Annotated in this window: 23 protein-coding genes; 11 read left to right on the forward strand and 12 right to left on the reverse strand. The window is 70.9% G+C overall.

Annotation, left to right across the window (positions count from 1 at the left end; translation table 11 throughout):
- Positions 1–541: 541 nt before the first annotated feature.
- The 4 genes from ABZT04_RS08070 to ABZT04_RS08085 all read right to left on the reverse strand — a co-directional run bounded on the left by ABZT04_RS08070 (position 542) and on the right by ABZT04_RS08085 (position 4378).
- The gene (locus ABZT04_RS08070; RefSeq protein ID WP_356054256.1) at positions 542–1327 is read right to left on the reverse strand and encodes an IclR family transcriptional regulator; all 786 of its coding nucleotides are present in this window, start codon (positions 1325–1327) and stop codon (positions 542–544) included.
- 65 nt (positions 1328–1392) lie between these two features.
- Positions 1393–2229: a fumarylacetoacetate hydrolase family protein gene (locus tag ABZT04_RS08075; protein ID WP_356054258.1), complete on the reverse strand. Its 837-nt coding sequence runs from the start codon at positions 2227–2229 to the stop codon at positions 1393–1395.
- The gene (locus ABZT04_RS08080) at positions 2226–3878 is read right to left on the reverse strand and encodes an FAD-dependent monooxygenase (RefSeq protein WP_356054260.1); all 1653 of its coding nucleotides are present in this window, start codon (positions 3876–3878) and stop codon (positions 2226–2228) included. The genes ABZT04_RS08075 and ABZT04_RS08080 overlap by 4 nt, the downstream gene beginning before the upstream one ends.
- 5 nt (positions 3879–3883) lie before the next feature.
- Positions 3884–4378: a VOC family protein gene (locus ABZT04_RS08085; protein WP_356054262.1), complete on the reverse strand. Its 495-nt coding sequence runs from the start codon at positions 4376–4378 to the stop codon at positions 3884–3886.
- A gap of 200 nt (positions 4379–4578) precedes the next feature.
- On the opposite strand from ABZT04_RS08085, the gene ABZT04_RS08090 reads away from it, so the two are divergent.
- The 3 genes from ABZT04_RS08090 to ABZT04_RS08100 are packed head-to-tail and all read left to right on the forward strand — an operon-like array spanning position 4579 to position 9240.
- Positions 4579–6180, forward strand: a complete 1602-nt coding sequence (locus tag ABZT04_RS08090; protein WP_356054264.1) for an MFS transporter — start codon at positions 4579–4581, stop codon at positions 6178–6180.
- A 37-nt stretch (positions 6181–6217) separates the two neighbouring features.
- Positions 6218–7687 carry a benzaldehyde dehydrogenase gene (locus tag ABZT04_RS08095; protein ID WP_356054266.1) on the forward strand — a complete coding sequence of 490 codons (1470 nt, stop codon included), beginning with the start codon at positions 6218–6220 and terminating at the stop codon, positions 7685–7687.
- A gap of 53 nt (positions 7688–7740) precedes the next feature.
- Positions 7741–9240, forward strand: a complete 1500-nt coding sequence (locus ABZT04_RS08100; RefSeq protein ID WP_356054268.1) for a carotenoid oxygenase family protein — start codon at positions 7741–7743, stop codon at positions 9238–9240.
- Here the strand turns inward: ABZT04_RS08100 and ABZT04_RS08105 are convergent, their stop codons facing one another.
- The 3 genes from ABZT04_RS08105 to ABZT04_RS08115 are packed head-to-tail and all read right to left on the reverse strand — an operon-like array spanning position 9241 to position 12115.
- Positions 9241–10278 (reverse strand): phosphotransferase family protein, encoded by a 1038-nt coding sequence (locus ABZT04_RS08105; protein WP_356054270.1) that lies wholly within the window; start codon positions 10276–10278, stop codon positions 9241–9243.
- Complete coding sequence (locus ABZT04_RS08110; RefSeq protein ID WP_356054272.1) at positions 10275–11789, reverse strand: fatty acid--CoA ligase family protein; 1515 nt, start codon at positions 11787–11789, stop codon at positions 10275–10277. Before ABZT04_RS08110 ends, ABZT04_RS08105 begins: the two co-directional genes overlap by 4 nt.
- 17 nt (positions 11790–11806) lie before the next feature.
- Entirely contained in the window at positions 11807–12115 is a 309-nt protein-coding gene (locus ABZT04_RS08115) for a hypothetical protein (protein ID WP_356054274.1), read from the reverse strand.
- 116 nt (positions 12116–12231) lie between these two features.
- Between ABZT04_RS08115 and ABZT04_RS08120 the strand changes: the two genes are divergently transcribed.
- Both ABZT04_RS08120 and ABZT04_RS08125 read left to right on the forward strand, forming a co-directional pair.
- Positions 12232–13005 carry an enoyl-CoA hydratase/isomerase family protein gene (locus ABZT04_RS08120; RefSeq protein WP_356054276.1) on the forward strand — a complete coding sequence of 258 codons (774 nt, stop codon included), beginning with the start codon at positions 12232–12234 and terminating at the stop codon, positions 13003–13005.
- Between the two features lie 63 nt (positions 13006–13068).
- Positions 13069–14073: an LLM class flavin-dependent oxidoreductase gene (locus tag ABZT04_RS08125; RefSeq protein ID WP_356054278.1), complete on the forward strand. Its 1005-nt coding sequence runs from the start codon at positions 13069–13071 to the stop codon at positions 14071–14073.
- A gap of 77 nt (positions 14074–14150) precedes the next feature.
- On the opposite strand, the gene ABZT04_RS08130 is transcribed toward ABZT04_RS08125, so the two are convergent.
- The gene (locus ABZT04_RS08130) at positions 14151–15410 is read right to left on the reverse strand and encodes an amidohydrolase family protein (protein WP_356054280.1); all 1260 of its coding nucleotides are present in this window, start codon (positions 15408–15410) and stop codon (positions 14151–14153) included.
- A 188-nt stretch (positions 15411–15598) separates the two neighbouring features.
- Between ABZT04_RS08130 and ABZT04_RS08135 the strand changes: the two genes are divergently transcribed.
- Positions 15599–17077 (forward strand): aldehyde dehydrogenase family protein, encoded by a 1479-nt coding sequence (locus ABZT04_RS08135; RefSeq protein WP_356054281.1) that lies wholly within the window; start codon positions 15599–15601, stop codon positions 17075–17077.
- 27 nt (positions 17078–17104) lie between these two features.
- Here the strand turns inward: ABZT04_RS08135 and ABZT04_RS08140 are convergent, their stop codons facing one another.
- Positions 17105–18277, reverse strand: a complete 1173-nt coding sequence (locus ABZT04_RS08140; protein ID WP_356054283.1) for a thiolase family protein — start codon at positions 18275–18277, stop codon at positions 17105–17107.
- A 97-nt stretch (positions 18278–18374) separates the two neighbouring features.
- Between ABZT04_RS08140 and ABZT04_RS08145 the strand changes: the two genes are divergently transcribed.
- Genes ABZT04_RS08145 through ABZT04_RS08155 form a run of 3 tightly spaced genes read left to right on the forward strand, consistent with a single transcriptional unit; the run spans position 18375 to position 21096 of the window.
- A complete protein-coding gene (locus tag ABZT04_RS08145) occupies positions 18375–19499 on the forward strand; it encodes an acyl-CoA dehydrogenase family protein (RefSeq protein ID WP_356054285.1) in 1125 nt (374 codons plus the stop codon).
- Between the two features lie 24 nt (positions 19500–19523).
- Positions 19524–20288, forward strand: coding sequence for an SDR family NAD(P)-dependent oxidoreductase (locus ABZT04_RS08150; RefSeq protein WP_356054287.1), 765 nt, complete (start codon positions 19524–19526; stop codon positions 20286–20288).
- Between the two features lie 49 nt (positions 20289–20337).
- A complete protein-coding gene (locus ABZT04_RS08155) occupies positions 20338–21096 on the forward strand; it encodes an SDR family oxidoreductase (RefSeq protein ID WP_356054289.1) in 759 nt (252 codons plus the stop codon).
- 26 nt (positions 21097–21122) lie between these two features.
- Here ABZT04_RS08155 and ABZT04_RS08160 read toward each other — a convergent pair whose 3' ends face one another.
- On the reverse strand, positions 21123–22076 hold the full coding sequence (locus ABZT04_RS08160) for an SDR family oxidoreductase (RefSeq protein WP_356054291.1): 954 nt from the start codon (positions 22074–22076) through the stop codon (positions 21123–21125).
- Positions 22077–22157: 81 nt separating this feature from the next.
- Positions 22158–22514 (reverse strand): DoxX family protein, encoded by a 357-nt coding sequence (locus ABZT04_RS08165; protein ID WP_356054293.1) that lies wholly within the window; start codon positions 22512–22514, stop codon positions 22158–22160.
- Positions 22515–22937: 423 nt separating this feature from the next.
- Here ABZT04_RS08165 and ABZT04_RS08170 point away from each other — a divergent pair, with 423 nt between their 5' ends.
- Positions 22938–24128, forward strand: coding sequence for an FAD-dependent oxidoreductase (locus ABZT04_RS08170; RefSeq protein WP_356054295.1), 1191 nt, complete (start codon positions 22938–22940; stop codon positions 24126–24128).
- Between the two features lie 10 nt (positions 24129–24138).
- Positions 24139–25077, forward strand: a complete 939-nt coding sequence (locus ABZT04_RS08175; RefSeq protein WP_356054297.1) for a sigma-70 family RNA polymerase sigma factor — start codon at positions 24139–24141, stop codon at positions 25075–25077.
- Between the two features lie 122 nt (positions 25078–25199).
- On the opposite strand, the gene ABZT04_RS08180 is transcribed toward ABZT04_RS08175, so the two are convergent.
- The gene (locus tag ABZT04_RS08180) at positions 25200–26372 is read right to left on the reverse strand and encodes a glutamate--cysteine ligase (protein WP_356054299.1); all 1173 of its coding nucleotides are present in this window, start codon (positions 26370–26372) and stop codon (positions 25200–25202) included.
- Between the last annotated feature and the right edge of the window lie 39 nt (positions 26373–26411).

Raw genomic sequence — 26411 nt, forward strand, 5'->3', positions numbered from 1 at the left:
GCGTCAGCAGGGTGGGGCAGACCGCGACGACGGCCAGCCCGGGCGGATGGCGGGTTGTACTGACAACTCCGGCCGCAGAACGCGACGCTCGCGTCCGCCGCGCGGCCCGTCAACGGCGACCACCAACCCGACGTTCCACCCGCACCGACCACGACACCGCTCTCCTATCGGCGGCGCCCTCCCGGCCTCCGCCGCCCACTACGACGACCAGCCGGGCACGAAGAGCTGCACTGGCAACTGCGGCCGCAGGTCGCGACGTTGACGTCCACCGCTCGGCGCGGCGACCGCGACCCCCAACCCGGCATTCCGTCCACGCGAACCGCAGCTTCGGTCCTTTCGAAGGCGTCGGTCGGCCTCCGGCACGCAGCAGCCGATTGCGGCAGCGCACGACGACGACCAGCCGGGCCGATGAAAGGCTGTACCGACAACTCCCGCCGCAGACCCCGACGTGCACGTCCCCCACCCGACTCATGGACACCAACCACCCACGCGCACCACAACTCCGGCTCTACCGGCGGCGCCGCCCCGCAGCCAGGTGAACTCACCCCGCCACGACAGCCAGCCGGTCGCTGATCTGGGTCGCTGTGGTCAGGACCTTCTGGGCGATCTCCGTCTCCGCCTCCGGGTACACCCGGGAGGCGAGGGCGGCCACGCTTACCGCCGCGACCACCTGCTTGTTCTCGTCTCGGATCGGGGCGGCGATTCCGACCACGTCGGGGTCGAGTTCACCGCGGGTGATGGAGTAGCCGAGGCGGCGGATACGGCCGAGGCGTTCCATCAGGGCGTCGACGTCGGTGAGGGTCGCCGGGGTGAAGCGGCGCAGTTCGGCGGCCTCAAGGAGGCTGCGGGCCTCGGCGTCCGGGCTCCAGGCCAGCAGGACGAGGGCGGACGCGCCGGCGTTGAGCGGCAGGGTGCTGCCGCGTTCGTAGGAGATGCGCACCGCGCGGGTGCTCTCCGCGCGGTCCACGCACACCACCAGGTCCCCGGTGCGCCGGGTCAGCAGCACGGTTTCGTGCACCTCCTCGGCGAGGGCATCCATCGACGGCTGCGCGACCTCCGAGAGGCCGTAGCTACGACGGGCCAGCCGGGCGATCTCCAGTACCCGCAGGCCGAGCCGGAAGCCGCCGCCCGGTGCCTCCTCGAGGAAACGGCCGGCCACCAGGCTCTGCAGATAGCGGTACGCGGTGGAGCGTGCCACACCGAGCCGCTCCGCGACCGTGGTCCCGGAGACGACGAGGTGGGTGTCGTCGAACATGGTCAGGATGTCCAGCGCCCGGTCGGCCGTGGAGTTGCGGTCGCGGTAGTTGGGGGATGCGGTTCCTGACATGCGCGACACTTTACTGGGTGCGGGCGGGGCGGCGGAGACGGTGCCCGACTGCCCGCGGGGCCGGTCTACAGCCGGTCCTGGACGACGGTGTTGCGCAGTTCCCCGATGCCTTCCACGGTGGTGACGAGTTCCTGTCCGGGGCGCAGGAACACCTTCGGGTCGCGGCCGGCGCCCACCCCGCCCGGGGTCCCGGTGAGGATCAGGTCGCCGGGGAGCAGAGTGATGATGGTACTGACGTAGGCGATGATGTCGGCCACGTCGAAGAGCAGGTCGGCGGTGTTGGACTTCTGCATGGTGTGGCCGTCGACGGCGCAGGTGATGGTCAACCCGGAGGCGCCGGGCGGGAGTTCGTCCGCCGTGACCAGCACGGGTCCGACCGGGGTGGTGGCCTCGAAGGTCTTGCCGGAGAGGAACTCCCGGGTGCGGTGCTGCCAGTCCCGTACGGTCACGTCGTTGGCGACCGTGTAGCCGGCCACGTGCTCCAGTGCCCGTTCGCGCGGTACACAACGGCCGCCGCGTCCGACGACGACCCCCAACTCGGCCTCCCAGTCCAGGTCTTCGCTGACCGGCGGCATGTGGATGTCGTCGTGCGCGCCGATCAGTGAGCCGTCGAACTTGGCGAACAGGGTGGGGTGTTCGGGCGTCGCGCGGCCCATTTCCCTGATGTGCGTGGCGTAGTTGAGACCCAGGCAGACGATTTTGTTGGGGTGCGGGACGAGCGGTGCGAGCGATGTCCCGGCCAGCGGCAGGCGTTCGCCGTCGGTGGTGGCCGCGCGGTCGCGCCAGTCGTCGGCGGCGAGCAGGGCGCCGAGGTCGCAGAAGGGCAGCAGGACCAGTTCGTCGCCCTCCTGCCGGGCGGCGGTGGTACGGCCGTCGGCGACTCGGACGGTGCTGAGCCTCATCGGGGTACTCCCTGGGGGTCGGGCTGGATCTCAGCAGCGGTGGCTTTGCGGGGGTGGGTGGTGAACTGCCGTAGCTCCGCGCCGACATGCGCGGCCCGAGCCGGGGTGAACACCGCGCCCACCAGGCGGTCGGGGCGGACGAGGACGAAGGACCCGGTCAGCCCGATGAAGAGGGCGTCGAGGCGGCCGTCCGCGTCGGCGATCCCTGTCCTGCCGTCGCGGTCACGTGGTGTGCGGTCGTCCAGGAAGACGTCCACGGCGGTGGCGTCCGGGAGGCCGGCCGGTACGAGGGCCGCCCAGTCGGCGTCGGTCACGCCGACCCCCAGCAGGCTCCAGCCCTGCCCGAGGACGTCGTCGAGCCGGGTGAGGCGGTAGTGCGGTCCGTGCAGCACGCGCGGCTGCGGCAGCGGTCTGCCGACAAGTTCGCGGCCGGGGCCGTCGAGCGGGACGACTGCTCCGGTACGGACGCGGGTGTCGGGCCGGTAGCGCATCTCGGTGAGGTAGCGGCGGCCCGGCGGCGTCCGCATGGCCGTGCGCACCAGCAGGTCGCGCAGCAGGGCGCGGGGACGGCTGGTGGTCATGACGATCCGGCCGAGCCGCACGGACAGGTCGATCACGGCCCGGGCGTGGGGGCGCCGTTCGGTGTCGTAGGTGTCGAGCAACGCGTCGCCGGCCCGCCCCGCCAACACGTCGGCGATCTTCCAGCACAGGTTGGCCGCGTCCCGTACACCGGAATTGAGGCCCTGACCGGCGAACGGCGGCATCATGTGCGCGGCGTCGCCGAGCAGGAAGCAGCGGTCCTCGCGCAGCCGGTCGGCGAGCAGGGCGTGGAAGCCGTAGGCGACCGAGCGCTCCACCTGTTCGGGCGTGATCTCCCGGTAGGGCGCGAGGAGTTGGCGTACCAGAGCGAGCGGGGGCGGTGTGCCGGGGGCGCACTCGTCCGGCCTCAGGCGGAACTCGTAGCGGCAGCGGCCGTCCCGTCCGGGGACGATGACGGCGGGGCGGTCGGGGTCGCCGTAGTGCATGCCGTAGCGCTGGTCGTGCGCGTCTCCCAGGGTGTCGACCACCAGCCACACGTCCGGGAAACTGCGCCCGCGCATGGGGATGGACAGCAGGTCGCGGACGGTGCTGCGCCCGCCGTCGCAGCCGAGGACGTAGGAGACGTCCACCTCCTCGACCGGGCCCTCCTGCCCGCCCGTCCGAAGCGATGCGCGAACCCGATCCGGATACCGCCCGAGCGCGGTCAGCCGGGTGCCGAAGCGGACGTCGACGCTCGGCAGGAGGCGTAGCTGCTCGCGGAGCACGCGCTCCAGGTCCGGCTGGGCGAAGGGGTTCTTGAACGGGTGTCCGAAGCGTTGGTCGCCGGTGCCGCGGGCGTGGACGAGCGGTCGTCCGTCGACGCCGAAGTACCGGGTCCCGGTGCCCGGCACGAGGATCGGGTACACCGCCTCGTCGAGGCCGCCGGCCGATTGGAGGGTGCGCAGCGACTCGTCGTCGAGGCTGATCGCCTTGGCGTCGTCGCTGGTCGTGGCGTTGCGTTCGACCAGCAGCACCCGTACGCCCCGGGAGCCCAGCAGATGGGCGGCCGTCAGTCCGGTCGGGCCGGCGCCGACGACCAGAACCGGTGGCGGCTCAACCGTCGTGGACACGGTGGTCACTGGACCGGCTGGTAGGCCGGTCCGCCCTCGGTCAGCAACCGCTCCACGTCGGCGAGCACATCGGCCGGGTCCTGGTCGAGGTCGATGGTCTTGCGGAACGGCTGGCGTACGTCGCGATCCAACCGGAGGTAGACCTCGTTGCGGTTCCCCTCGGGGTCGAAGAAGTAGATCCCGATCGCGTTGCCGTGGGTGACCTCCTGCTGGACCTCGATGCCCTCGGCGCGGAACCGGTGGTGGAAGTCGATGACCGTCTCCAGCGAGTCCACACGCCAGGACACCTGGTGGGTGAGCCTGGCCCCGGCGAGGGCGGTGCGGCCCCGTTGCAGGACGAACTCGTGGTGCTCCTCGTCGGGGCGGGCGGAGAGGAACACGATGCCCCGCTCCTCGTCCTCGTCGGTGACGGTCAGCCCCAGGACCCGGGCGTAGAAGTCGCGCATCTTCTCCAGGTCGTCGACCCAGAAGCCGGTGTGACCCAGACCGGTGATCGCCATACCTGATGTCTCCTTTAGCAGGACGTCGATCTCGTCTTACGGGACGCTAAGCCGCTGGAACTGTCGACGTCAACCCGCTGCCGCACGGGAGAGCATGCCCGTCCCGCCTCTTGACTCTTCAAGCACTTTGGGTGCAGCGTCCTGTCTTGCGATACAGCAGTCCAACTATGCAGGACTTCATACGACTACTGGAGGCACCCATGGAGAGCCCGCCGTCGCTGGGCCGCGGCACTCTGATCGCCGCCTGTCTGGCCATCTGCGTGGCCCAGATCGGCATCCCGCTCGCGTCCCCGATCATCGGCGAGATCCAGCGGGACCTCGGGGCGTCGGCCGCCGCTCTGGCCTGGATTCCAGCCGCGTTCATCCTGCCGACGGCCATCCTGGAACTGAACTTCGGCGTCCTCGGCGACCTCTTCGGACGCAAGCGCCTACTCGTCCTCGGTGGACTGCTGATCACCGCAGGGGCTTCGGTCGTCGCGAGCTCGGACACGCTGACCCAGCTCATCGTGGGCCAGGTCGTGGCCGGACTCGGCGCGGCCGCGATCTTCCCGTCCTCGCTGGCGGTCATCGCCGCGGGCACACCGGATTCCGCGGCCCGCGCACGGGCCCTGTCGTACTGGGCCGTCAGCCTGGCGTTCGGTGCCATGGCCGCCCCGCTGATCAGCGGGTTCACCACCGAACACGCCGACTGGCACTGGGCCTACCTGCCGCTCGCGGTCCTTGGTGTGGTGACCGCGGCCGTCAGTGCCCGCTGGATCACCGACTCCCGCCGACCGGCCGGTCGCGGTCTCGACCGGCCCGGCCAGATCACCATCGCCGTCTCCCTGCTCGCGCTGCTCTACGCCGTCATCCAGGGCGCCAACGACGGCTACACCGCGCCGCACATCGTGCTCGCCTTCGCGGCAGCCCTCGTCGCCTTCGTGGGATTCCTCGTCGCGGAGCGCCGGTCGCGGGCGCCGATGCTGCGGCTGGATCTCTTCCGGATCCCTTCCTTCGCCGCGGCCGCCGCGATCGGCCTGCTCGCCATGTTCGGTTTCATCGGCACCGCCTATGCGCTGAGCATCAAGCTGGGGCTGATCTACCACCTCTCACCGCTCAAGGCGGCCCTGCCCTTCGCCCTCATCCAGGCAATCCCACTCCTGCTCACGCCCGTTCTGCCGAAGCTGCTCCAGCGTGTGCGCCCCCGCACCCTGCTCGTCGGCGGCCTGCTCTCCCTCGCGGCCGGTGAGATCTGGATGGCGCTGCTGCCGGGCGACGCCACCGACCTGGCGCCGATGGCCGGACCGATCCTGCTGCTGGGGACCGGCTTCATCACGATGTTCTCCGCACTGACCGCCGTCGCGATCGGCGCCGTCGACATCCGCCACGCCGGCATGGCCAGCGCGGTCGCCAGCCTTGTGCGCGAGACGGGGCAGGCGCTGGGCCCCGCGATCGTCAGCGCCGTCGCGCTCGGTACAGCGAGCAGCGCCCTCGGCGCGAAGCTGGACGCTGCCGGGCTTCCGGCCGCCGCCCTGCACGCGGCCGACGCCGTCAACGCGCAGGGCGGCGCGATCGCGGTCGCCAACGCCGACCTCGGCGAGCTGTCGCACACCTTGGTCCCGCTCGCCCGCCAAGCCCTCGAAGTGAGCCTCGATCGCAGCCTGTTCCTCTGCGCCGGCGCCAGCCTGGTCGCCGCGCTCGTCGCCGCGCTGGCCCTGCGGCGCAGCACCGCCGCGGACGCACCCGGCGGCCTGGACAGCGAGGAGGCGGCCGACACCTCCGTGGTGCACGCGCACGAGGCCGAGGCACTGCCCGGCCACTGACACCCTGGACACGACTCACCTATGGGAACGGGACACCATGACCTTTTTGGACAGCAGCACCTGGGACGGCCGCATCTTCTCCGGCTCGGGCGAGTGGATCAGCGGCTCGGGCGAGGCGTACGACGCCGTCGAGCCCGCCACCGGCAAGACCCTCGGCCGCGTCGGCTCCGCCACACCGGACGATGTGGACGAGGCGGTGCGGCGCGCGGTGCCGGCACAGCGGGAGTGGGCCGCGCGGCCGTACTCCGACCGTGCCGCCGTGTTGCGGCGCGCCGCGCGGCTCTTCGAGGAGCACCGGCAGGAGATCGAGACCTGGGTGATGCGCGAGTCCGGCGCGATCCGGCCGTTCGCCGCACTCCAGGTCGACAGCGGCGGTGCCGACGAGTGCCACGAGGCCGCCGCTCTCGCCGGAGCACCGTACGGCGAACTGCTGCGCTCCGGGCAGCAGCGGCTGTCCTTCGCCCGCCGGGTCCCGGTCGGAGTGGTCGGCGTGATCGCTCCGTTCAACGTGCCGATCACCCTGTCGATGCGCGCCGTCGCCCCGGCGCTCGCTCTCGGCAACGCGGTCGTCCTCAAGCCCGATCCCCGCACCGCGGTCAGCGGGGGTGTCGTCCTCGCCCGCGTCTTCGAAGAGGCGGGCCTGCCCCCGGGGTTGCTGCACGTCCTGCCCGGTGGCGCGGACGTCGGCGCGGCCGTGGTCGAGCATCCGCAGGTCCCCGTCATCGCGTTCACCGGCTCGACCCGGGCCGGGCGCGCCATCGGCGTCACCGCGGCCCGGCACCTCAAGCGGGTCCACCTGGAGCTGGGCGGCAACTCCGCGCTCGTCGTCATGGACGACGTCGATCTGGACAAGGCCGCCTCGGCGGGAGCCTGGGGGTCCTTCGTCCACGCCGGCCAGATCTGTATGGCCGGCGGTCGCCACCTCGTCCACGCCTCCGTCTACGACGAGTACACCGCCCTGCTCGCCCAGCACGCCGAGGCGCTCCCTGTCGGCGACCCGCTCGGCGAGGACGTCGCGGTCGGACCGCTCATCGACGCGGGCCAGCGCGACAACGTGCACCGTGTCGTCACCGAGACCGTCGAGGCCGGTGCCCGCCTCGCCGCCGGCGGCAGCTACGACGGACTCTTCTACCGGCCGACCGTGCTCACCGGCGTCCCGCTCACCGCGCCCGCCTACGCCGAGGAGATCTTCGGGCCGGTCGCGCCCGTCGTCCCCTTCCAGGACCTCGACGAGGCGGCCCACCTGGCCGCGGGCACCGAGTACGGGCTGTCCCTGGGCATCCTCACCCGGGACGTCATGAAGGGAATGGCCCTGGCGGAGCGCGTGCCCAGTGGCCTCGTCCACATCAACGACCAGACCGTCAACGACGAGCCGCTCATCCCCTTCGGCGGGGTCGGCGACTCCGGCACCGGTTCCCGTCACGGCGGCACGGCCGCCAACCTCGAAGCGTTCACCGAACAGCAGTGGGTCACCGTGCGCGGGGAACTCCCCGACTACCCCTTCTGACGCACTCCTTGTCCACCCCGCACCGCCCAGGAGCAACAATGCGCCCCAACCCCATGACCGTTGTCCCCCACCGGAGTGCCTCCCCCTCCGGAGAGGAAGCCGACCGGCCCGCCGAGAACAAGTTCCTCAACGGCCCCTTCGCGCCATGGACCGAGGAGAGCGAGGCCTACGACCTGGAGGTGGATGGCGCCATACCGTCCGACCTCGCGGGCGCGCTGTTCCGTGTCTCCTCCAACCCCCGCTTCCAGCCCCGCGACCCCGAGCGCTACCACTGGTGGGAGGGTGACGGCATGGTGTGCGGCGTCTACCTCCGCGACGGCCGGGCCGCCTACCGCACCCGGTGGGTCGAGACCGACTCCATGAAGGTCGAGATGGAGGCGGGAGAAGCGCTCTACAGCGGCTTCGTCAACGGCGGCACTCCTGGCCGACTGCCCGAAGGCGCCCCGCCCGCCAAGAACTTGGCGAACATCAATGCCGGTCTGTTCGACGACCACCTGATCGTCTACTTCGAGGGCGGACTGCCGCACGCGCTCGACCCCGAGACCCTGCGCACCCTCGGCACCTACGACTTCCACGGCGGCATCGACGTCCTGTGCACCGGCCACTACAAGCTCGACCCCGAGAGCGGTGACATGCTCTTCTTCGCCGCCACCGGAGCGACCATCACCTGGTACCGCGCCGATGTGAAGACCGCCCAGATCGTCGACTCGCACTCCTTCGACATCGGAGTGCCGGTCCTCATGCACGACTTCGCGGTCAGCGACAACTACGCGGTCTTCTTCGTCACCCCGGCCCAGTTCCGCCTCGACCTGGTGGCGCAAGGCAGGCCGGGCGTGGTCTGGGACGAGAACTCCCTCGACCACGGGGTGCAGATCGTCCTGATGAACCGTCACACCCACGAGGTCACCTGGCACGAGTTGGGCGGGCACTGGGCCAACACCCACTTCTTCAACGCGTACGAGCAGGCAGGCGAGTTGGTCGTCGACGGGCACCGCATCGACCGGCTCGGCAACCCGGTCGACCGCCTCTCCACCCCGCTGGCTTCCCACGAGTGGTTCCCCCCGGCCCTGCCGCACCGGTGGCGTGTCGACCTGGCGACCGGCCGGGCCACGGAGGAGATGATCAGCGGTGTCTTCGGGGAGTTCCCCAAGATCAACGACGGGTACACAGGCCGACCGCACCGCTACGGCTACTTCGTCACCACCCGTGGCCTGGCCGACGACATCATGTCCGACGGACTGGCCCGCCACGACTACGTCCTCGACCGCACCACCGTCGTCGAAGGGCCGGACGGACTGACCAGTCCCGGCGAACCGGTCTTCGTCCCCCGCGCCAACTCCGCCGCCGAGGACGACGGTTACCTGCTCTCCCTGTGGTGGAACCGCGCCACCGACCTCAGCGAACTCCTCATCCACGACGCCGCCGACCTGCGTCGCACACCACTGGCCCGGGTCAAGCTCCCCAGCCGCGTGCCCTTCGGCTTCCACGGCAGTTGGGCCGACCATCACACCCTGGACCGAGCGATCGCCGCCCTCCGCGGCAACACCAAGTAGTCACCCGCGGTACTGACCGAGCAACTCCAGTGCCTCGTCCAGGAGTACGGGCAGCGCGGGCAGCATCCGCTGATGCATGGTGTTCAACTGCCCTGATTTCCGGCCCCGTTTGATCAGCAGCGCGGTCGCCGCCGACTCCTTGTACTTGGTGAGTGCCTCGAACCACTCCAGGTCCCGCAGCGTCTCACCCCTCATTTCCTGGTAGGCGTCGACGAGTTCGGCTTTGGCGGGCATGCCGGTGGGCTCGTCCGAGGCGGAGGCCGGGTGGCGGGCCTCGTCGGTGAAGAAGGTCAGCCAGGTCATGTCGACGCGGGGATCGCCGAAGGACCAGATCTCCCAGTCGATGATCGCCGTGACAGCGCCGTCCGCGCACAAGGTGTTGCCGAGCCGGTAGTCGCCGTGGGTGAACACCGGTGTCATCGGGGCGGGCACGGTGGCATGCAGCCGTTCGGCGACCGCCTCGTGACCGGTGCGCAGATCGTCGGGGACGGTGCCGAACGCCCGGGTCCAGCGGTCGATCTCCCCGGCAAGGGTCACCACCGGCTCCGCCGCGAGCGCCGTCCCCACCGGCCTCACCCGGTGCAAGGCGGCCAGCATCCGAGCGGCGTCCAGGGCACGGCCGCGCACCTCCCCCGGGCTGAGTGTGCCGCGCGGCACCAGCACCGGCTCTACGCACTCCCCGGGCACCAACTCCATAGCCACGAAAGGCTGGACGGCCGGAGGCGCGCCCGCATCGGAGAACAACACCTTCGGCACCCGTACGCCCGGCTGTCCGGCCAGGGCCGACATCAGGCGGCCCTGACGCAGCACGTCCCGGTTGCGGACCGGGGGCAGACCAGGCGGGGCCACCTTGAGGACGACGCGTTCGCAGCCGGCCGGGACCCCCGACAGAGTGGCGACGTACGTCAGGCTCGACGTTCCGCCGGTGAGGGGTTCGACGCCGTCGACGGTGGCGCCGGGTGTCCAGCCGCCGACCGCGACCGCCGTACGGTTCGTCAACTCCCTTATGAGCGCCGGGCTGTTGGTGGCGACGCTCATGACTGCCCCTCCGTCCCGTTGCCGGGTGCGGTCAGTGCCGCCACGATGTCGCGGCGCACCAGCTTGCCGGTCACCGTGCGCGGGAGTTCGGTCCAGTAGGTGATGCGGTCCGGGGTCTTCGAGCCGCGCAGGGTTCCGCGTACGGCCGCGCGCAGTGCCCCGGCGTCGACTGCCGCGCCGTCACGGGGGACGACGACGGCCTCGATGCGCTGGCCCCACTCCTCGTCGGGGACGCCGACGACGACGGCGTCGAGCACGTCCGGGTGCCGTAGCAGAACGTCCTCTATCTCGGCGGGCGCGATGTTCTCCGCGCCCCGGATGATCGTGTCGTCGGCCCTGCCCTCGATGTGGAGGTAACCGTCGGCGTCGAGGCGGCCCCGGTCGCGGGTGTGGAAGTAGCCTCGCTCGTCGACGGCCGAGCCCTGTCCGGCGTACTCCCCCGAGACCTGCTCCCCGCGCACCCAGATCTGCCCGGTCTCCCCCGCGCCCAGGGGTTCCCCGGTGATGTCACGGACCTCGATCTCGATGCCCGGAACCGGCAGCCCGGCCGAGCCGAGCCGGGCCCGTACCGCCGGGTCGTCGCTCGCGATCGCCGCCCGGTGTTCGGCCGGGCCGAGCACCGAGATGGTGGACGAAGTCTCGGTCAGGCCATAGGCGTTGACGAAGTCGACGTGCGGCCAGGCGCGCAGTGCCGTCTCGATCACCCGCACCGGCATCCTCGCGCCACCGTAGGCGAGGGACCGCATGGAGGGGACGGAACGGTCCAGCCCCTCCATGTCCATGATCCGGGCGAGCATCGTCGGCACGACCATCGCGTGCGTGATCCCCTGCTCCCGGACGAGCCCGAGCCAGCCCTCCGGGGTGAACTGGTCGAGGGTGAGGGTGCGTCGCCCGGCGTAGAGGTTCGTCAACACATTGGAGACGGCTGCTATGTGGTACGGCGGCACACTCATCAGCGCCGCCTCGCTGGGCTCCGCCGCGGCGAACTCCACTGTGCCGAGCACATACGACACCAGGTTGTGGTGGCGCAGGAGCACACCCTTGGGGGCCGAGGTGGTTCCGCTGGTGTAGATCAGGACGGCGGGGGTGTCGGGTGCGGGTACCGGCTCGGTGTCGCCGTCGGTGTGCGCGGCGGCCTCCGCGAGCCAGTCGGCCGGGCCTCGGACCGACAGTCCGGCTCGGCGCGGTGCCGCGTCCTGGTCGGGGGCGGCGATGGCCAGGGCGTGCGGGTGGTTCGCGAGGAGGGCGTCGAGTTGTTCGTCGCCCAGGCGGTAGTTGACCGGGACCAGGGGGACGCCGGCGTGGGCCGCGGCGAACTGGGCGACGGCGAAGGCGGGGCCGTTCGTGGCCAGGTACACGACCGCGTCGGCGCCGGCCGCGCGGATCGCGCGGGCCCCGCCGGCCGCCAGCTCGCGCAGCCGTACGGGGGTGAGCCCGTCCTGTGCGCGGCCGATCACGACCCGGTCGCCGAAGCCCTCGGCGGCCATGTCCAGGATCATCGACACGTTCATCGGCGTGTGTCCCGCTCTCAGTCGGAGGCCGGGAGCGGCTTGGCGGTCTTCACCGGCAGGGGGACGCCGTTCACCGCGAGGGTGCCCTGGCCCTGCTTCGTGCAGAGGAGTTCGAGGCCGAGGTCCTCGTCGGCGTAGCGCTTGCCGAGCAGTGAACCACTCATCTGGTCCGGGTCGGCGGTGCCGGTGGCAGTCCCCGGCGCGGTTCCCTCGATCATGGCGGCGCCGCCGCAGGTGATGTCCAGCTCGCTGTCAGGACAGCGCACGACGATCACCGCCGTGGTGTCGACCGTACTGGCGAGCATCTGTCCCACTCGTGGCCTCATCGCAGCTTCCTCCGCGGATCTCGTTCCGTTCCGGGCGCCCAAAGACCAGAAAAAAGTATACTACTTACCTCGATCACGTCGAGATGACGAACCGAGTTCACGAACGGAGTCGCCGGGTGGATCTCAAGACCGTCCTGTTCGAGGTGACCGACCATGTCGCCACGATCACGCTGAACCGGCCGCAGGCCATGAACAGCTTCAACCAGCGGATGCTGGACGACTTCTCCACCATCTGGGACCGGGTCAAGACCGACGACGACGTGCGTGTCGTGGTGCTGCGCGGCTCGGGCGAGCGCGCGTTCAGCACCGGCATGGACGTCAAGGAGGGCATCGACCGCCACCCCAACGTCTGGTCTCAGACCGACCCCGGCGAGTTCCTGTCGCCGAAGCTGAACCAGGTGTGGAAACCGCTGGTCTGCGCGGTGCACGGGATGGCCGCCGGGGGCGCGTTCTACTGGCTCAACGAGGCCGACATCCTGATCTGTTCGGAGGATGCGACCTTCTTCGATCCGCATGTCAGCTACGGGCTCACCGCCGCGCTCGAACCGATCGGGCTGGCCCGCCGCATCCCGCTCGGCGAGACGCTGCGCATCGCCCTGCTCGGCCTGGACGAGCGGGTGTCGGCCGCGCGCGCCCTGCAGATCGGCCTGGTCAGCGAGGTGCTGCCGGGTGAGCGACTCTGGGACCGGGCGGACGAGATCGCGCGCATCATCGCCGCCAAACCGCCGGCCGCGATCCAGGGCACCGTGCGCGCGATCTGGGAGTCCCTGGACGCGACCCGCACCCAGGCCCTGCGCGGCGGGCTGTCGTACACCCAGATCGGCAACCCGATCGGAAAGGCGGAGGTGGACCGCTCGGCGGTACCCCGGGGACGGTGGACACTGCGCTGACACTCGCCTACCCTCCCTAAAACAGTATCCTTTTTTACTAGCTTCTACGGAGGGCTGGCTCTGATGCGATTCGGCATGCCCTGGCCGGGCCCCGAGGTGGCACGTGAGGCCGAGGAGGCCGGTGCGGGTGCCTTCTGCGCCGGCGAGTTCGTCGACCACGACGCCTATCTCACCCTCGCCGAGATCGTCGCCAACTCCGAGCGGGCGCTTGCGGGGCCCGCCATCGCCTACGCCTTCGCCCGCACCCCGTACGCGCACGCCACCGCGCTGCGCCAACTGCACGCACAGGCGCCGGGAAGACTCTTCCTGGGCCTCGGCAGCGCCGCGTTCCGCATCAACCGCGACTGGCTCGACGTACCCGCCGACCGCCCGGTGGCCCGGATCGCGGAGACCGTCGGCGCCGTCCGCGCCTGGCTGCACGCGGAGAACGGCGAGAAGGTCAACTACTCCGGCGAGTTCCACTCGATCGACGCCGACGTCCGCGCACCCGTCCTCGGCCGGCTCGACATCCCCGTCCTGCTCGCCGCGTTCAACACCCGTATGGCCGCCACGGCGGGCCGGGTCGCCGACGGAGTCATCGGGCACGGGCTGTTCACCGACACCTGGTGGAACGACGTCGTACGCCCGTCGGTCGAGAGCGGCACCGCCGCCGCGGGCCGCACCGACCCGCCCCTGGAGCACGGCTGGGTCATCACGGCGGTCGACGACAGCGCCCCCGAGCGCGCGGTGGCCGACGCCCGGCGCATGATCGCCTTCTATCTCACGGTGAAGACGTATGACCCGTTCGTCGCGCACCACACCTGGGAGGGCCCGGTGGCCCAGCTCCGCAAGGCGTTCGCGGCCGGGGACACCGACGCGATGGCCGCCGCCGTCACCGACGAGATGCTGACCGCTATCGCCGTGTGCGGGACGACGGCCGACGCGAAGGACCTGCTCGCCCGTCGCGCCGGTTCGCTGCCTCGTGACGTCGGCTATTTCGCACCGCCCAGTTTTCTGGTGAGCCGACGGCGCCGGGCCGCGTACGCCCGCGCCGGCCTCGCGCTGATCGGCGAACTGCCCACAGCGTGAAAGAAAGCGGCGGGCGGCACCCTCGGGCCGCCCGCCGCTCCCCTCGCGTTTCAGTACCCTGAAACGCCGTCGCGTGGTCAGGCCTTCTCGGCGACCGGGGCGAGTTTCCTGCTCTTGTCGAAGCCCACGACGTCGGCCAGCGTGCCCCCCAGGATGGCCGCGCGGTCCTCGTCGTTCACGCCCTCGAAGTTCTCCGCGATGCACTCCTCGCTACTGCGGAACGTGCCCTCGGCGTGCGGGTAGTCATTGCCCCACATGACCGTCGACAGACCGGTGATGTGCCGCGCCTTGACCGCCGTGGGGTCGTCCGCGAACTGCACGTGGATCTGGCGGCGGACGTACTCGGTGGGCTTGAGCGGATACGGCCACTTGTCGTTGATCGCGAACAGGCGGCCCATCGAGGGCTGTTCCTTCGCCGGGTGGTTGTCGTCCCAGAAGCCGAGCCACCAGTCGGGGTCCTGGCCCGTACCCGTCTTCCACGCCTTGTCCATGTAGCCCATGAAGGAGACCAGCCAGCCGGCCGTGTACTCGATCAGGTTGAAGTGCAGGTCCGGGAAGCGCTCACACACACCACCGCCGACCAGGCTGGCGATGATGCCCTGCGGCCCGGCGACCCCCGCCCCGGCCGCGAAGCCCATGGTGCGGCCCGCCACCATGTCGTCGGTCAGGTTGCCCTTGCCCATGTTCATCGCGGTCATCAGGCCGCGCACGGTCTGCGCGGTCCCGGAGATCTCCTCCTTGACCTTCACCCCGCCGGTGGCGACGTGGATGAAGACCGGCATGCCGTGCGCCTGCGCGGCGGCCCAGATGGGGTCGTACTCCCGCGCGTAGTAGGGCAGCGGCGGGATCTCGGGCAGCAGGATCGCGCCCAGGCCCATGCGCGCGCAGCGCTCGATCTCCGCCACGGCCTCGGGGACGTCCGTGATCGGGATCGCGGCCGTGGGGCGCAGCCGGTCCTTGTAGGGGAGGTAGCGCTCCACCAGGTAGTCGTTCCACACGCGCGCGTGGGCCATGGAGAGTTCGTGGTCGTCGGTGAACAGGACGAACAGCGACAGGTTGGGGAACATCACCGAGGCGTCGACGCCGTCGTAGTTCATGTCCCGCAGGATGTGGTCCGGCTCGCCGTCGGGGGTCTCCCCGCCAGTCTGGCGGTACTTGGAGATGGTCCAGCCGTCGAAGCCGATGGTGTGGAGCTTCTTGAACTCCGTGTGCCCGCCCGGCACGATCGGCTCGTCGAGGGTGAACTCCTCTTCCCAGAGAGCACGGTCGCGCAACTGCTTGGGCAGGCGGGTCTTGAACAGATCGACCGGCTCGATGATGTGCGAATCGCCGGACACTACAAATTCTTTGAACACAGGCGGTACCTCTCTTCGAACTCCGTCGTCCGTAGCCAGAAGGCCGACCCCCAGATATCTGCGAAGTTAGCTGTACCGACCGGTCTAGTCAATAAATGGCGCCGACTCCTGGTCACCTCCTCTTAATTCAGTACACTCAACTCTGACCAACAGCGATGAGGAGACGGCACATGACGACGACGTACTCGTTCTCTCCGGGTCTCTACATCGACGGACGGCACACCGACGGCACGTCGGACGCGCGGATCGTCGTACGCAATCCGGCGACGGAGGAGACGGTCGCCGAGGTACCGGACGCCTCGCTCGCCGATGTGCGGCGGGCGATCGAGGCGGCGCGGCGGGCCTTCGACGAGGGGCCGTGGCCGCGGATGCGGCCCGCCGAGCGGGGCGCGGTGCTGCTGCGGATGGCGGAGGAGCTGGAGCGGCGGCTGCCCGAGCTGGTCACCGTCAACATGGCCGAGGCGGGGTCGGTGCGCGCGCTGGCCGAGACTCTCCAGACCCGGGTGCCGGTCGCGCATCTGCGGGACATGGCCGAGCGGGTGATGCCGGCCTTCGCGTGGGAGCGCCCGATGGATCCGACGATCGCGCCGGGCATCGGTGTCTTCCAAGGGGTGCTGCGCCGCGAGGCGTTCGGGGTGTGCGCGCTGATCTCGGCGTACAACTTCCCCTTCTTCCTCAGCATGATGAAGGTGATCCCGGCGCTCGCGGCGGGCTGCACCGTGGTCCTGAAGCCGGCCCCCCAGACCCCTCTCGACTCGCTGCTGCTCGGCGACTTCGCCGACGCGGCCGGGCTGCCGCCGGGCGTGCTGAACATCGTGACCGGCGATGTCGAGGCCGGCCGGGAGCTGACCACCCACCCGATGGTGGACTTCGTCAGCTTCACCGGGTCGGACACGGTGGGCCGCACGGTCTACGCGCAGGCCGCGGGCTCCATGAAGAAGGCGGTGCTGGAACTCGGCGGCAAGTCGGCCAACATCGTGCGGGCCGACGGTGACGTCGACGGCGCGGTCCGCTCCGCGTTCGTGGGCATGACCACCCATGCGGGACAAGGCTGTTCGCTGCTGACCCGCACCCTCGTGCACGAGTCCGTCCACGACGAGTTCGTCGCCCGGCTCACCGCCGCCCTGGCCGGGGTCAGGGTCGGTGACCCCGCCGAGGCGGACACCACGATGGGCCCGCTGATCAGCGCGGCCCAGCGGGACAAGGTCGAGAAACTGATCCGGGTCGGCGAGGAGGAGGGCGCCCGGATCGTCTGCGGCGGCAAGCGCCCGGCCGGTCTCGACCGGGGCTACTTCATGGAGCCGACCCTCTTCACCGGCGTGGACAACGCGATGGCCATCGCCCGGAGCGAGTTCTTCGGGCCGGTCGGTGTCGTCATCCCGTTCCGCACCGACGAGGAGGCGGTCCGCATGGCCAACGACAGCGCGTACGGTCTGAGCGGAGCCGTCTGGAGCGCCGACACCGCGGCCGCGTACGAGATGGCGACCCGGCTGCGGACCGGCGGTGTCACGATCAACGGCGGCAGCGCGGGAGTCAGTCCGCGGTCCGCCTTCGGCGGGTACAAGCAGAGCGGACTCGGCCGGGAATGGGGCGAGTTCGGACTCGACGAGTATCTCCAGACGAAGACGGTGAGCTGGGCGGCCCGCTGACCGGTGGACCGCCCGGCACACCACGCGTCAGACGGTGAGCACCATCGCCGATCCCATGCCCCCGCCCGCGCACATGGCCGCGACCGCCGTGCCTCCGCCACGGCGGCGCAGTTCGTGCGCGAGGGTGACGATCATGCGGGCGCCGGTGGTCGCGATCGGGTGGCCGAGGCTGCACCCGCTGCCGAAGGGGTTGACCCGCTCGGGGTCGAGGCCCAGTTCGCGGGTGGTGGCTACGGCGACCGCGGCGAACGCCTCGTTGACCTCGAACAGGTCGACGTCCCCGATCCGCAGTCCGGCCCGGTCAAGTGCCTTGCGGATGGCGGCGATCGGGGCCAGTCCGGTCTCGACGGGATCGACGCCGACACTCGCCCACGACCGTACGGTGGCGAGCGGGGTGAGCCCGTGGGCGGCGGCTACCTCGGCGGAGGCCACGACGACCGCGGCCGAACCGTCGTTCACCCCACTGGAGTTGCCCGCGGTGATGGAGTAGCCCTCGATCTCGGGACGCAGCACCTTCAGTGCCGCGAGCTTCTCGATGCTGGTGTCGCGGCGCGGGTGTTCGTCGGTGTCGAACACCGCCTTCGTCCCGTCACGGCCGACGACCTCGACCGGGACGATCTCGTCGGCGAACCGTCCCTCGTCGATCGCCCGCACGGCCCGCTGGTGCGAGCGCAGCGCCCAACTGTCCATCTCCTGACGGGAGATGCCGGTCAGCCGGGCCGTGTTCCAGCCGACAAGCGTCGCCATGTCGTTGTGGGGCGCCTCGCGAGTCGACACGTGCGAGGGCGAGGACCAGGGGTCCTGCCACTCGTCGGTGCCCGGGATCCGGCGCCGGGCCACGGGGGCGGTCGACGTGGACTGCGTGCCCCCGGCGACGACCGCGCGCTCCATTCCGGCGCGGACGCCCGCTGCCGCGGTCGCCACGCTCGCGAGCCCCGAGGCGCAGTGCCGGTTGTGCGCGAGACCCGGCACATGGGTCAGCCCCGCTTCGAGGGCCGCGTAGCGGGCGATGTCCCCACCTCCGGCCAGGGTCTCGCCGAGGACGACGTCGTCGATCAGGTCGAGGGGCAGCCCGGAGCGTCGTACCGCTTCGCGTACGACGACGGTGGCGAGATCGAAGGCGCTGGTGTCACGCAGCGTTCCCTTCCGAGCGGTACCGATCGCGGTGCGGCAGGCGGCGAGCAGAACGGCATCAGTCATGCAATTGATGATACTCAACTAGATAGAGTCAGCGGTAGAACGCCCAGAATCGGCCCAGGATCTCGACCGATCACCTAAAAGAGGATACCTTCCTCCTGTGAACTTCGAGCTGAGCGAGGAGCAGGCCATGCTCCGCGAGGCCTCGCGCGACCTGCTGTCCGACCGGGCCCCGATCGCCGTCGTACGCGCGTCGATGGGCCGCCCCGAGGACGTCGACCCCGAACTCTGGCGCCTGACGTCCGACCTCGGCTGGCCCGGCCTGGCGCTGCCCGAGGAGTACGGCGGCTCCGGCCAGGGTCTGGTCGAACTCGCCCTGGTCGCCGAGGAGATCGGACGCGCGCTCGGCCGGGGCCCCTTCCTGCCGACGGCCATTGTCGGCCGGGCGATCGCCTACGGCGGTTCCGAGCGGCTGCGCGCCGAGGTACTGCCCGCGCTCGCCGCCGGGGACGGCTGGGCCACCTGGGCCTTCGCCGAACCGCACGCGCCGTGGACCCTGGACGGGATCCACGCCACCGCACGCACCGACGGGGACGCGGTCGTCCTGGACGGGGTCAAGACCCTGGTGCAGGATGCCGGCGGCGCCCGCCAACTCCTGGTCACCGCACGCCACGACGGCGAACCGGCGTCCTTCCTCGTCGACCGCGCGGCCCCTGGAGTCACCGTCCGCCGCCAACGCGTCCTGGATCCGACCCGCGCGTTCCACGAGGTCCGTCTGACCGCCGTACGCGTCCCGCTCGACGCCCGGCTCGACGGCGGGCCGGACGACATCCAGGCCCTGCTCGACGAGGCGTCCGTCCTGCGGTGCGCGGACGCGCTCGGCGTGATGGACCGAATGCTGGAGCTGACCGTCGAACACACCAAGACCCGGGTGCAGTTCGGGCGGCCGATCGGCACGTTCCAGGCCGTCAAACACGCCTGCGCCGACATGGCACTGATCGTGCACGGCACCCGCGCCGCCACGTACTACGCGGCGATGGCCGCCGACGCCGGCGCCGACGACACCGCCCGGGCCGCATGCGCCGCCGCCTCCTACGCCTCAGCGGGCACCGGTGAAGTCGCCGCGCGCGCACTGCAGTTGCACGGCGGCATCGGCTTCACCTGGGAGCACGACCTCCACCTCCACCTGCGCCGGGCCCGCGCCGACCGGGTGCTGTACGGGGACACGGCCGTCCACCGCGACCGGCTGTGCACCCTCCTTCAGCGGTCGTCCGCGTCCGCCTGAGCGCGAGCGAAAGGGAATCGATCGATGGAGATCAAGGGCAAGAAGGCCGTGGTGTTCGGTGGCGCCTCCGGAATGGGCCGCGCCAGTGCGGAGTTGCTCGCCGCACGCGGCGCCGACGTCGTCGTACTCGACCGTCCGGCATCGGCCGGCGCGGAGGTCGCCGCGGCGCTGGGCGGGCGTTTCCAACCCGTCGACGTCACCGACTTCGAGGCGACGGAGAGCGCGCTGGCCGCCGCCGTGGAGTCACTGGGCGGGCTGCATGTCTCGATCACGACCGCCGGTGGCGGCAAGGCGCAGCGGACGCTCGGCCGGACCGGGCCGCACGACCTCGACACCTTCCGCCGCGTCCTCGACCTCAACGCCGTCGCGACCTTCAACATCAGCCGGCTCGCCGCCGCGCACATGAGCCGCAACGAGCCCGAGGACCCCGACGGCGAACGCGGGGTCATCATCAACACGTCGTCGATCGCCGCCTTCGAGGGTCAGGTCGGCCAGGTCGCCTACGGCGCCGCCAAGGCCGCCATCGCCGGCATGTGTCTCACCATGGCGCGCGATCTCGGCTCGCTCGGCATCCGGGTCCTGGCCATCGCGCCCAGCCTGTTCGACACGGGCGCCGTCGAGAAGATCCCGGACGACGTGCGGGCGGTCCTGGTCAAGGACGCGGCGTTCCCCAAACGCCTGGGCCGCCCCGAGGAGTACGCCAAGCTCGCGCTCGCCATCGTCGACAACCCGATGCTCAACGGCCAGTGCCTGCGGCTCGACGCGGGACAGCGGTTCGGTCCCAAGTGACGGACGCCGGGCGCCCATTCGGACCAGGACGACGACGGGAGCATCCGTAATGCCGGACCGCGACGAGCACCACGGCAAGGTCGCGTTCATCACCGGGGGCGGGCGCGGGTTCGGCAAGGCGTTCGGCGCCGCGCTGTCGGCGCGGGGCGCGCATGTCGTGCTCGCGGACGTCGACGGCGGCGCGGCGCAGGCCGCCGCAGCCGAACTCACCGCCGCAGGCGGCAGCGTGACGGGGGTGACATGCGATGTCTCCGACGAGGACGCGGTCGAGGCGGCCATCGGCGACCTGGCCGAACGGCACGGCGGTCTCGACATCCTGGTCAACAACGCGGGCCTGCACGCCGCTTACAACCGGCCGTTCACCGAACTCGGCCTCGCCAACGTCCGACGCGTACTCGACGTGAACGTCATGGGAGTCGTCATCTGCTCCCTCGCGGCGCAGCCGGCCATGCGGGGTCGCGCGGGCGCCACCATCGTCAACATCTCCTCGTCGGCCGCCTACGCCAACCGCAGCATCTACGGCGTCTCCAAACTCGCCGTACGCGGACTGACCGTGTCCTTCGCGCGCGAGTTCGCCGCCGACGGCATCCGTGTCAACGCGATCGCCCCGGGCCTGATCTTCACGGACACCGTCCGCGCCGAACTGCCCGAGGCCGAGGCGAAGCGGGTTCTGGGCGAGCAGATCCTCCAACAGGAGGGCACGGAAGGGGACATCGTCGAGGCGCTGCTCTATCTGGTCTCGTCGAAGGCGTCGTTCGTCACGGGTGAGACGCTGCGGGTGACGGGCGGTTTCGCGCTCTCGGTCTAGCCAGCCTTGACTTCTCGCCGAACGGGCTACTGGTGCCGACTGCCCGCCCGTGCGGAGAGGCGCGCGACGAGTCGGCGGGGCAGGGCACGGCCCAGTCCGACCATGACCTTGTAGCGGACGTCCGGCACGCTCACCGGTACGCCCCGGCGGAAATCCCGGATCGCAGCGTCGACGAACTGGTCAGCGTCGAGCCACATCCCCGCCGGGATCCCCGAGGTGTCCATGCCCGACCGCTCGTGGAACTCGGTCCGCACCCAACCCGGGCACAGCGCCATCACATGGGCGCCGGTGCCGGCCACCTGTTGGCACGCGCTCTCGCTGAACGTCACTACCCACGCCTTGGACGCGCTGTACGTCCCGCGCGGGAAGAACGCCGCGACCGAGGCGACGTTGATGACGCCACCGCGCCCGCGCTCCATCATGCCGGGCAGGGCGGCGCGGGTGAGCCGTAGAACGGCTTCGCAGTGCACGCGCAACATCGCCAGTTCCTCGGCCAGTTCGGTGTCGACGAAGTCACCGCGCTGCCCGAACCCCGCGTTGTTCACCACCAAGTCCACGCCGTCGGCGGCGCGTTGCTCCGCTTTCGCAAGCCCCACCCCGGTGTTGAGGTCCGCCGGCAGGACCTCCACCTGGATGCCGTGGGCAGTCCGGAATGTGTCAGCGGCCTGTTCGAGACGCTCGACGTCCCGCGCGAGCAGAACCAGATCGAAGCCGTCCGCAGCGAGCCTCCGCGCGAACGCCGCTCCGATGCCGGCGGTCGCGCCGGTGACCAGGGCTGTGGGCATGACGGCAGCGTACCGGGAGAGATTGTGGGGCCGGCTGGGGCCACTGGCGAGACCTTGCGCGAGGAAGGTGAAGGCCTGTGTGCGGTACGCGCGCAGGTCGGCGGCGAGCCGGTCGGGGACCTCGTCGGCCGGGGCGCGTTGTCGTACGAGGTCGATGAGGACGCGATGGACGCCCATGAGGGCGTTCGCGGCCACGTACGCGGTGACATCGTCGGCTCCCGGGGACTGAGCTGAGGGCGGACGGCGTACCGCCGGGGCGCGTTCTGGGCTCGGCGATTAGGAGGGGCCGTGGTGGGCCAGGCCCAGGGCCAAGGCGGCGATCGCGGTGGCGAGGAACACGATGCCGCCCACTATGTTGCGGGAGCCCACCCGCAGGTGGGCGATGATCGCGCCGATGAAGTACAGCACGAGGCCGGAGGCGGCGAGGGTCCCCAGCAGCGGCACGACGAGCCCGGCCAGCAGCCCCACGGTGCCCGCCGCCAGGAGCGCGCCCAGCACCGGTACCCACTTGCGGGGCAGGCCCTTCATGTCCGCCTGGGTCTTGGGGTATTCGTGGCCGATCAGGTAGGTGACCGCGGCGGCACCGTTGAAGAGCACGCCGAGGATGGTGACTGTCACGTAGGCGGCGAACACATTTGCTCCGTTGTCGTAGGTGGTTGTGCTGCTCGGTGATCCGTCGTGGGATGTCGATCTCCTGGACGACGAGCGGGCGACGCGTTTTGTGACATCGGGTTGGTGGTGGGTGTCCGGGCTTGATGAACGCGCGGTCCGCCTACGCGTGATCGACGGCCGTGCCGTCGGCATCCGACCCATCCGCGGGAGCGTCGGCTCCGAATCAGGAACGAGGGACACGGAGCGGTGCCCTCACCCGTCGCCCGGCTGTGGCTGGGACGCTCCAGCCGGGCGACGAGGGGTGAGTCGAGACCGTCTTGGACTTCCGCGCGCGCACAGTCAGTCGTTCGTCCAGGTTCGGTGACCTGCATCACATCCGGCTCCTGTCAGCTATCGGGGCGCCGTCTCGTTCAAGGGGCACGCGAACGAGACAGGAGCCATCTCATGAAGCACCGCATCGTCGTACTCGGCGCTGGATACGCCGGGGCCTTCGCCGCCGGAAACCTGGCCCGTCGGCTCTCCCCCGCCGACACCGAGATCACCGTTGTCAACGCCGTGCCCGAATTCGTTGAGCGGATGCGGCTCCACCAGCTCGCGATCGGCCAGGACCTCGCGTTCCGCAAGCTCACCGACGTATTCGCGGGCACCGGCGTGCGGCTGAGCCTGGCGCGCGTCACCGGCGTCGACCCCGAGCGCGGGACCGTCGCCGTGACCGGCGAGGACGGCGACGGCGAGCTCGCGTACGACACGCTTCTCTACACGCTCGGCAGCTCCGTGGCCCACCATGGCGTCGCCGGCGTGGCCGAGTACGCCTTCGACGTGACCGGCCGGTACTCGGCGCTGCGTCTGCGCGAGCGGCTGGCCGACCTGGACAGGGGCGGCACCGTGCTGGTCGTCGGTGAGGGGCTCACCGGCATCGAGACCGCCACCGAGTTCGCCGAGTCCCGACCCGACCTCTCGGTCGCGCTCGCCGCCCGCGGCGAGTTGGGCGCCTGGCTCTCACCGAAGGCCCGCCGTCACCTGCACCAGGCGTTCGAACGGCTCGGCATCACCATCCACGAGCACACCGGCATCAAGGCCGTCGAGCCGACACGGGCGATCGCCGCCGACGGTACGTCCGTCCCGGCCGACGTGACGGTGTGGGCGGCCGGGTTCGCCGTACACCCGATCGCGGCCGCAAGCGGCCTGGAGGTCGCCAAGACCGGCCAGATCGTCGTCGACCGCACCATGCGCTCGGTCTCGCACCCGGACGTCTACGCCGCCGGTGACAGCGCCTACGCGATCGGCGAGAATGGCCGGCCGCTGCCGATGTCCTGCGCCTCGGCCGGTCTCACCAACATGCAGGCGACCGCCGCGATCATCGCGCGCCTGACGGGCAGCGAGGTCCCGACGATCGGGCTGAAGTACCACGGCAACCACATCAGCCTCGGGCGACGTGACGCCATCTTCCAGATGGTCGACGGGGACGCCCACCCGAAGTCCTGGTACCTGGGCGGCAAGGCCGCCGCGCGGCTCAAGTCGGGCGTGCTCAAGGGTGCCTGGTGGGGCATCGCCCACCCGACCTTCGGCATGCCCAAGCGCAGGCATCGCCTGGCCCCCGCGCCTGACCGGGCTGGTGTCAGGGTCGCCGCATAGGCTGCTCCGTATGGACAGCGCGGCCATCGATCGGTTCGAGGCCAGCCGGAGCCGGCTGGCCTCGCTCTCGTACCGTCTGCTCGGCTCGGCCGCCGACGCCGAGGACGCCGTACAGGACGCGTTCCTGCGCTGGCAGGCCGCGGACCGGGAACGTATCGAGCTGCCAGAGGCCTGGCTGACCAAGGTCGTGACCCATCTCTGCCTCGACCGGCTCCGCTCGGCGCGGGCGCGCCACGAGCGAGCGGCCGGTGCCTGGCTGCCCGAGCCGCTCTTCGAAGGCGACCCGATGCTCGGCCCCGCCGAAACCTTCGAGCAGCGCGAGTCGGTGTCCTTGGCCGTACTGACCCTCATGGAACGCCTCTCGCCGGTCGAGCGGGCGGTCTACGTCCTGCGTGAGGCCTTTTCGTACCCTCACGCCGAGATCGCCGGGATTCTCGACATCACCGAGTCCGCGAGCCAACAACATGTCCACCGGGCCCGGATCCGCATCACCGCCGAGCACCGCCGCGGCGACGACGTGGACCCCGGGTCCGCGCGCCGGATCGTCGAGGAGTTCCTCGCCGCCGCCATCTCGGGGCGCACCGAACGGCTGGTGGCGCTGCTCACCGACGACGCGACCGCGGTCTCGGACGGCTACGGACTGGCCAGGCGGCTGCTGCGGTACGACACGCGCGAGCGCGTCGCCTCCTACGTGCGGGCCGGCTTCAAGCCCACACCGGCGAAGCGGCGGCTGGCCGGCGGCTCCCCCGCGTTCCACATCGCACTGGTCAACGGCTCCCCGGCACTTCTCGCCGTGACCGACGGCCGGGTCGTGGGCGCGGTGGCGTTCGCGTTCAGCGACGGCAAGGTCGCGTCCCTGCTCGGCATCGCCACCGCGGACCGGCTCTCGCGCCTCAACGAGGCATGGCGGCAGCACCAACCCGACGCGCCGGTGTTCAACGCATGGTGACCAGGGCAAGCGCCGGTCCAGCCATGACGGCAACGGGCCGTGATCACACACCATCCCTGTCTGTCCGAACCGGAGTTGGACCTGCCCCGGCCGCGCCTGCCGACCTCACGGGGCAGCGCAAGTCAGCGGGCGACCGCCTCCGGTGCCCCCGCCGGGCCCGTGGCGGAGGACGCGGACTTCCCGCGGCCGTGCGGCGGCGGCCGGCGGTTCCTGCCCTCGCCGCGGGTTTCGGAGATCAGCATGTCGGCACAGGCCAGCAGACCCTCTTCGCTGGCCGTACGACGTATGCGCCGAGCGGCGCTGCCTTCTGCCAGGGCCTGCTGGGTCAGCGTGTTGACGGTCTGCCAGTCGCCGTGGGCCTCGAGCGCGGGACGCAGACGGGACAGAAGCTCGCCGACGACGCGTGCGGCGGGTGCCTTCCGACGGGTCTCGGGATGCACCAGCGTCCCCTCCAGGCCGGATCGCGCGGCCCGCCACGAGGCGCCGCGCAGCCATTCGTGGTGGCCGTCGCACGCCACCTCACCGGCCGCACGGCGGTCACAGGCGTCGGTCACCAGGGCGCGGAACAGCCCGGCGATGAGCACCACGGTCTCGACGCGGGGGCAGGCGTCGCAGATGCGCAGTTCCAGCGTGGGCAGATGGTCGGAGGGCCGGAGGTCGTAGTAGATCATCCCCGCGTCGCTGATGATTCCGGCCTGGACGAGCTCGTCGACGGCGGCGTCGTACTCGGCCCCGTCGGCGTAGCAGCCCACCGGTCCCGCGGTGGGCCAGCGCTGCCACACCAGCGTGCGCCAGCTCGCGTAGCCGGTGTCGGACCCCTGCCAGAACGGGGAACTCGCGCTCAGCGCCAGCAGCACGGGCAGCCACGGCGAGATCGGACACATGACGCCCACGGCCGTGTCGCGGTCGGGTACGTCCACGTGGATCTGGGCGCCGCAGATGAGCTGCTCGTCGGCCACCTGACGGTACTCGTCGACCATGTGGCGGTAGCGCGCGTCGGCGGTGGGGTGACCAGGGCGGGCGGGCGCCAATGGTGCCGTGCCCGCGGCAACGACCGCCAGTCCCAGCGAGGAGGCGGCCCTGTCGAGCCGCCGCCTGGTCCGGGAGAGGTCGGCGTACAGGCTGTCCAGCGAGGCGTACACCCCGCTGTTCGACTCGACGGTGGACTGGTGCAGTTCCTCGGTGAAGCCCCGCTTGGGAAGCCGTCGCAGCACCTGGTCGGCGCGCGGTACCAGCAGTCCGCTCTCCACTTCCAGGATGTGGAACTCCTCCTCCACCCCCATGCGTACGTTCACGACACTCCTCAAGGTCTTGCCCGGCCTCCGCGCGTCGCG

Source organism: Streptomyces sp. NPDC005492, assembly GCF_040605995.1.
In the GTDB taxonomy this organism is placed as follows: Bacteria; Actinomycetota; Actinomycetes; order Streptomycetales; family Streptomycetaceae; genus Streptomyces.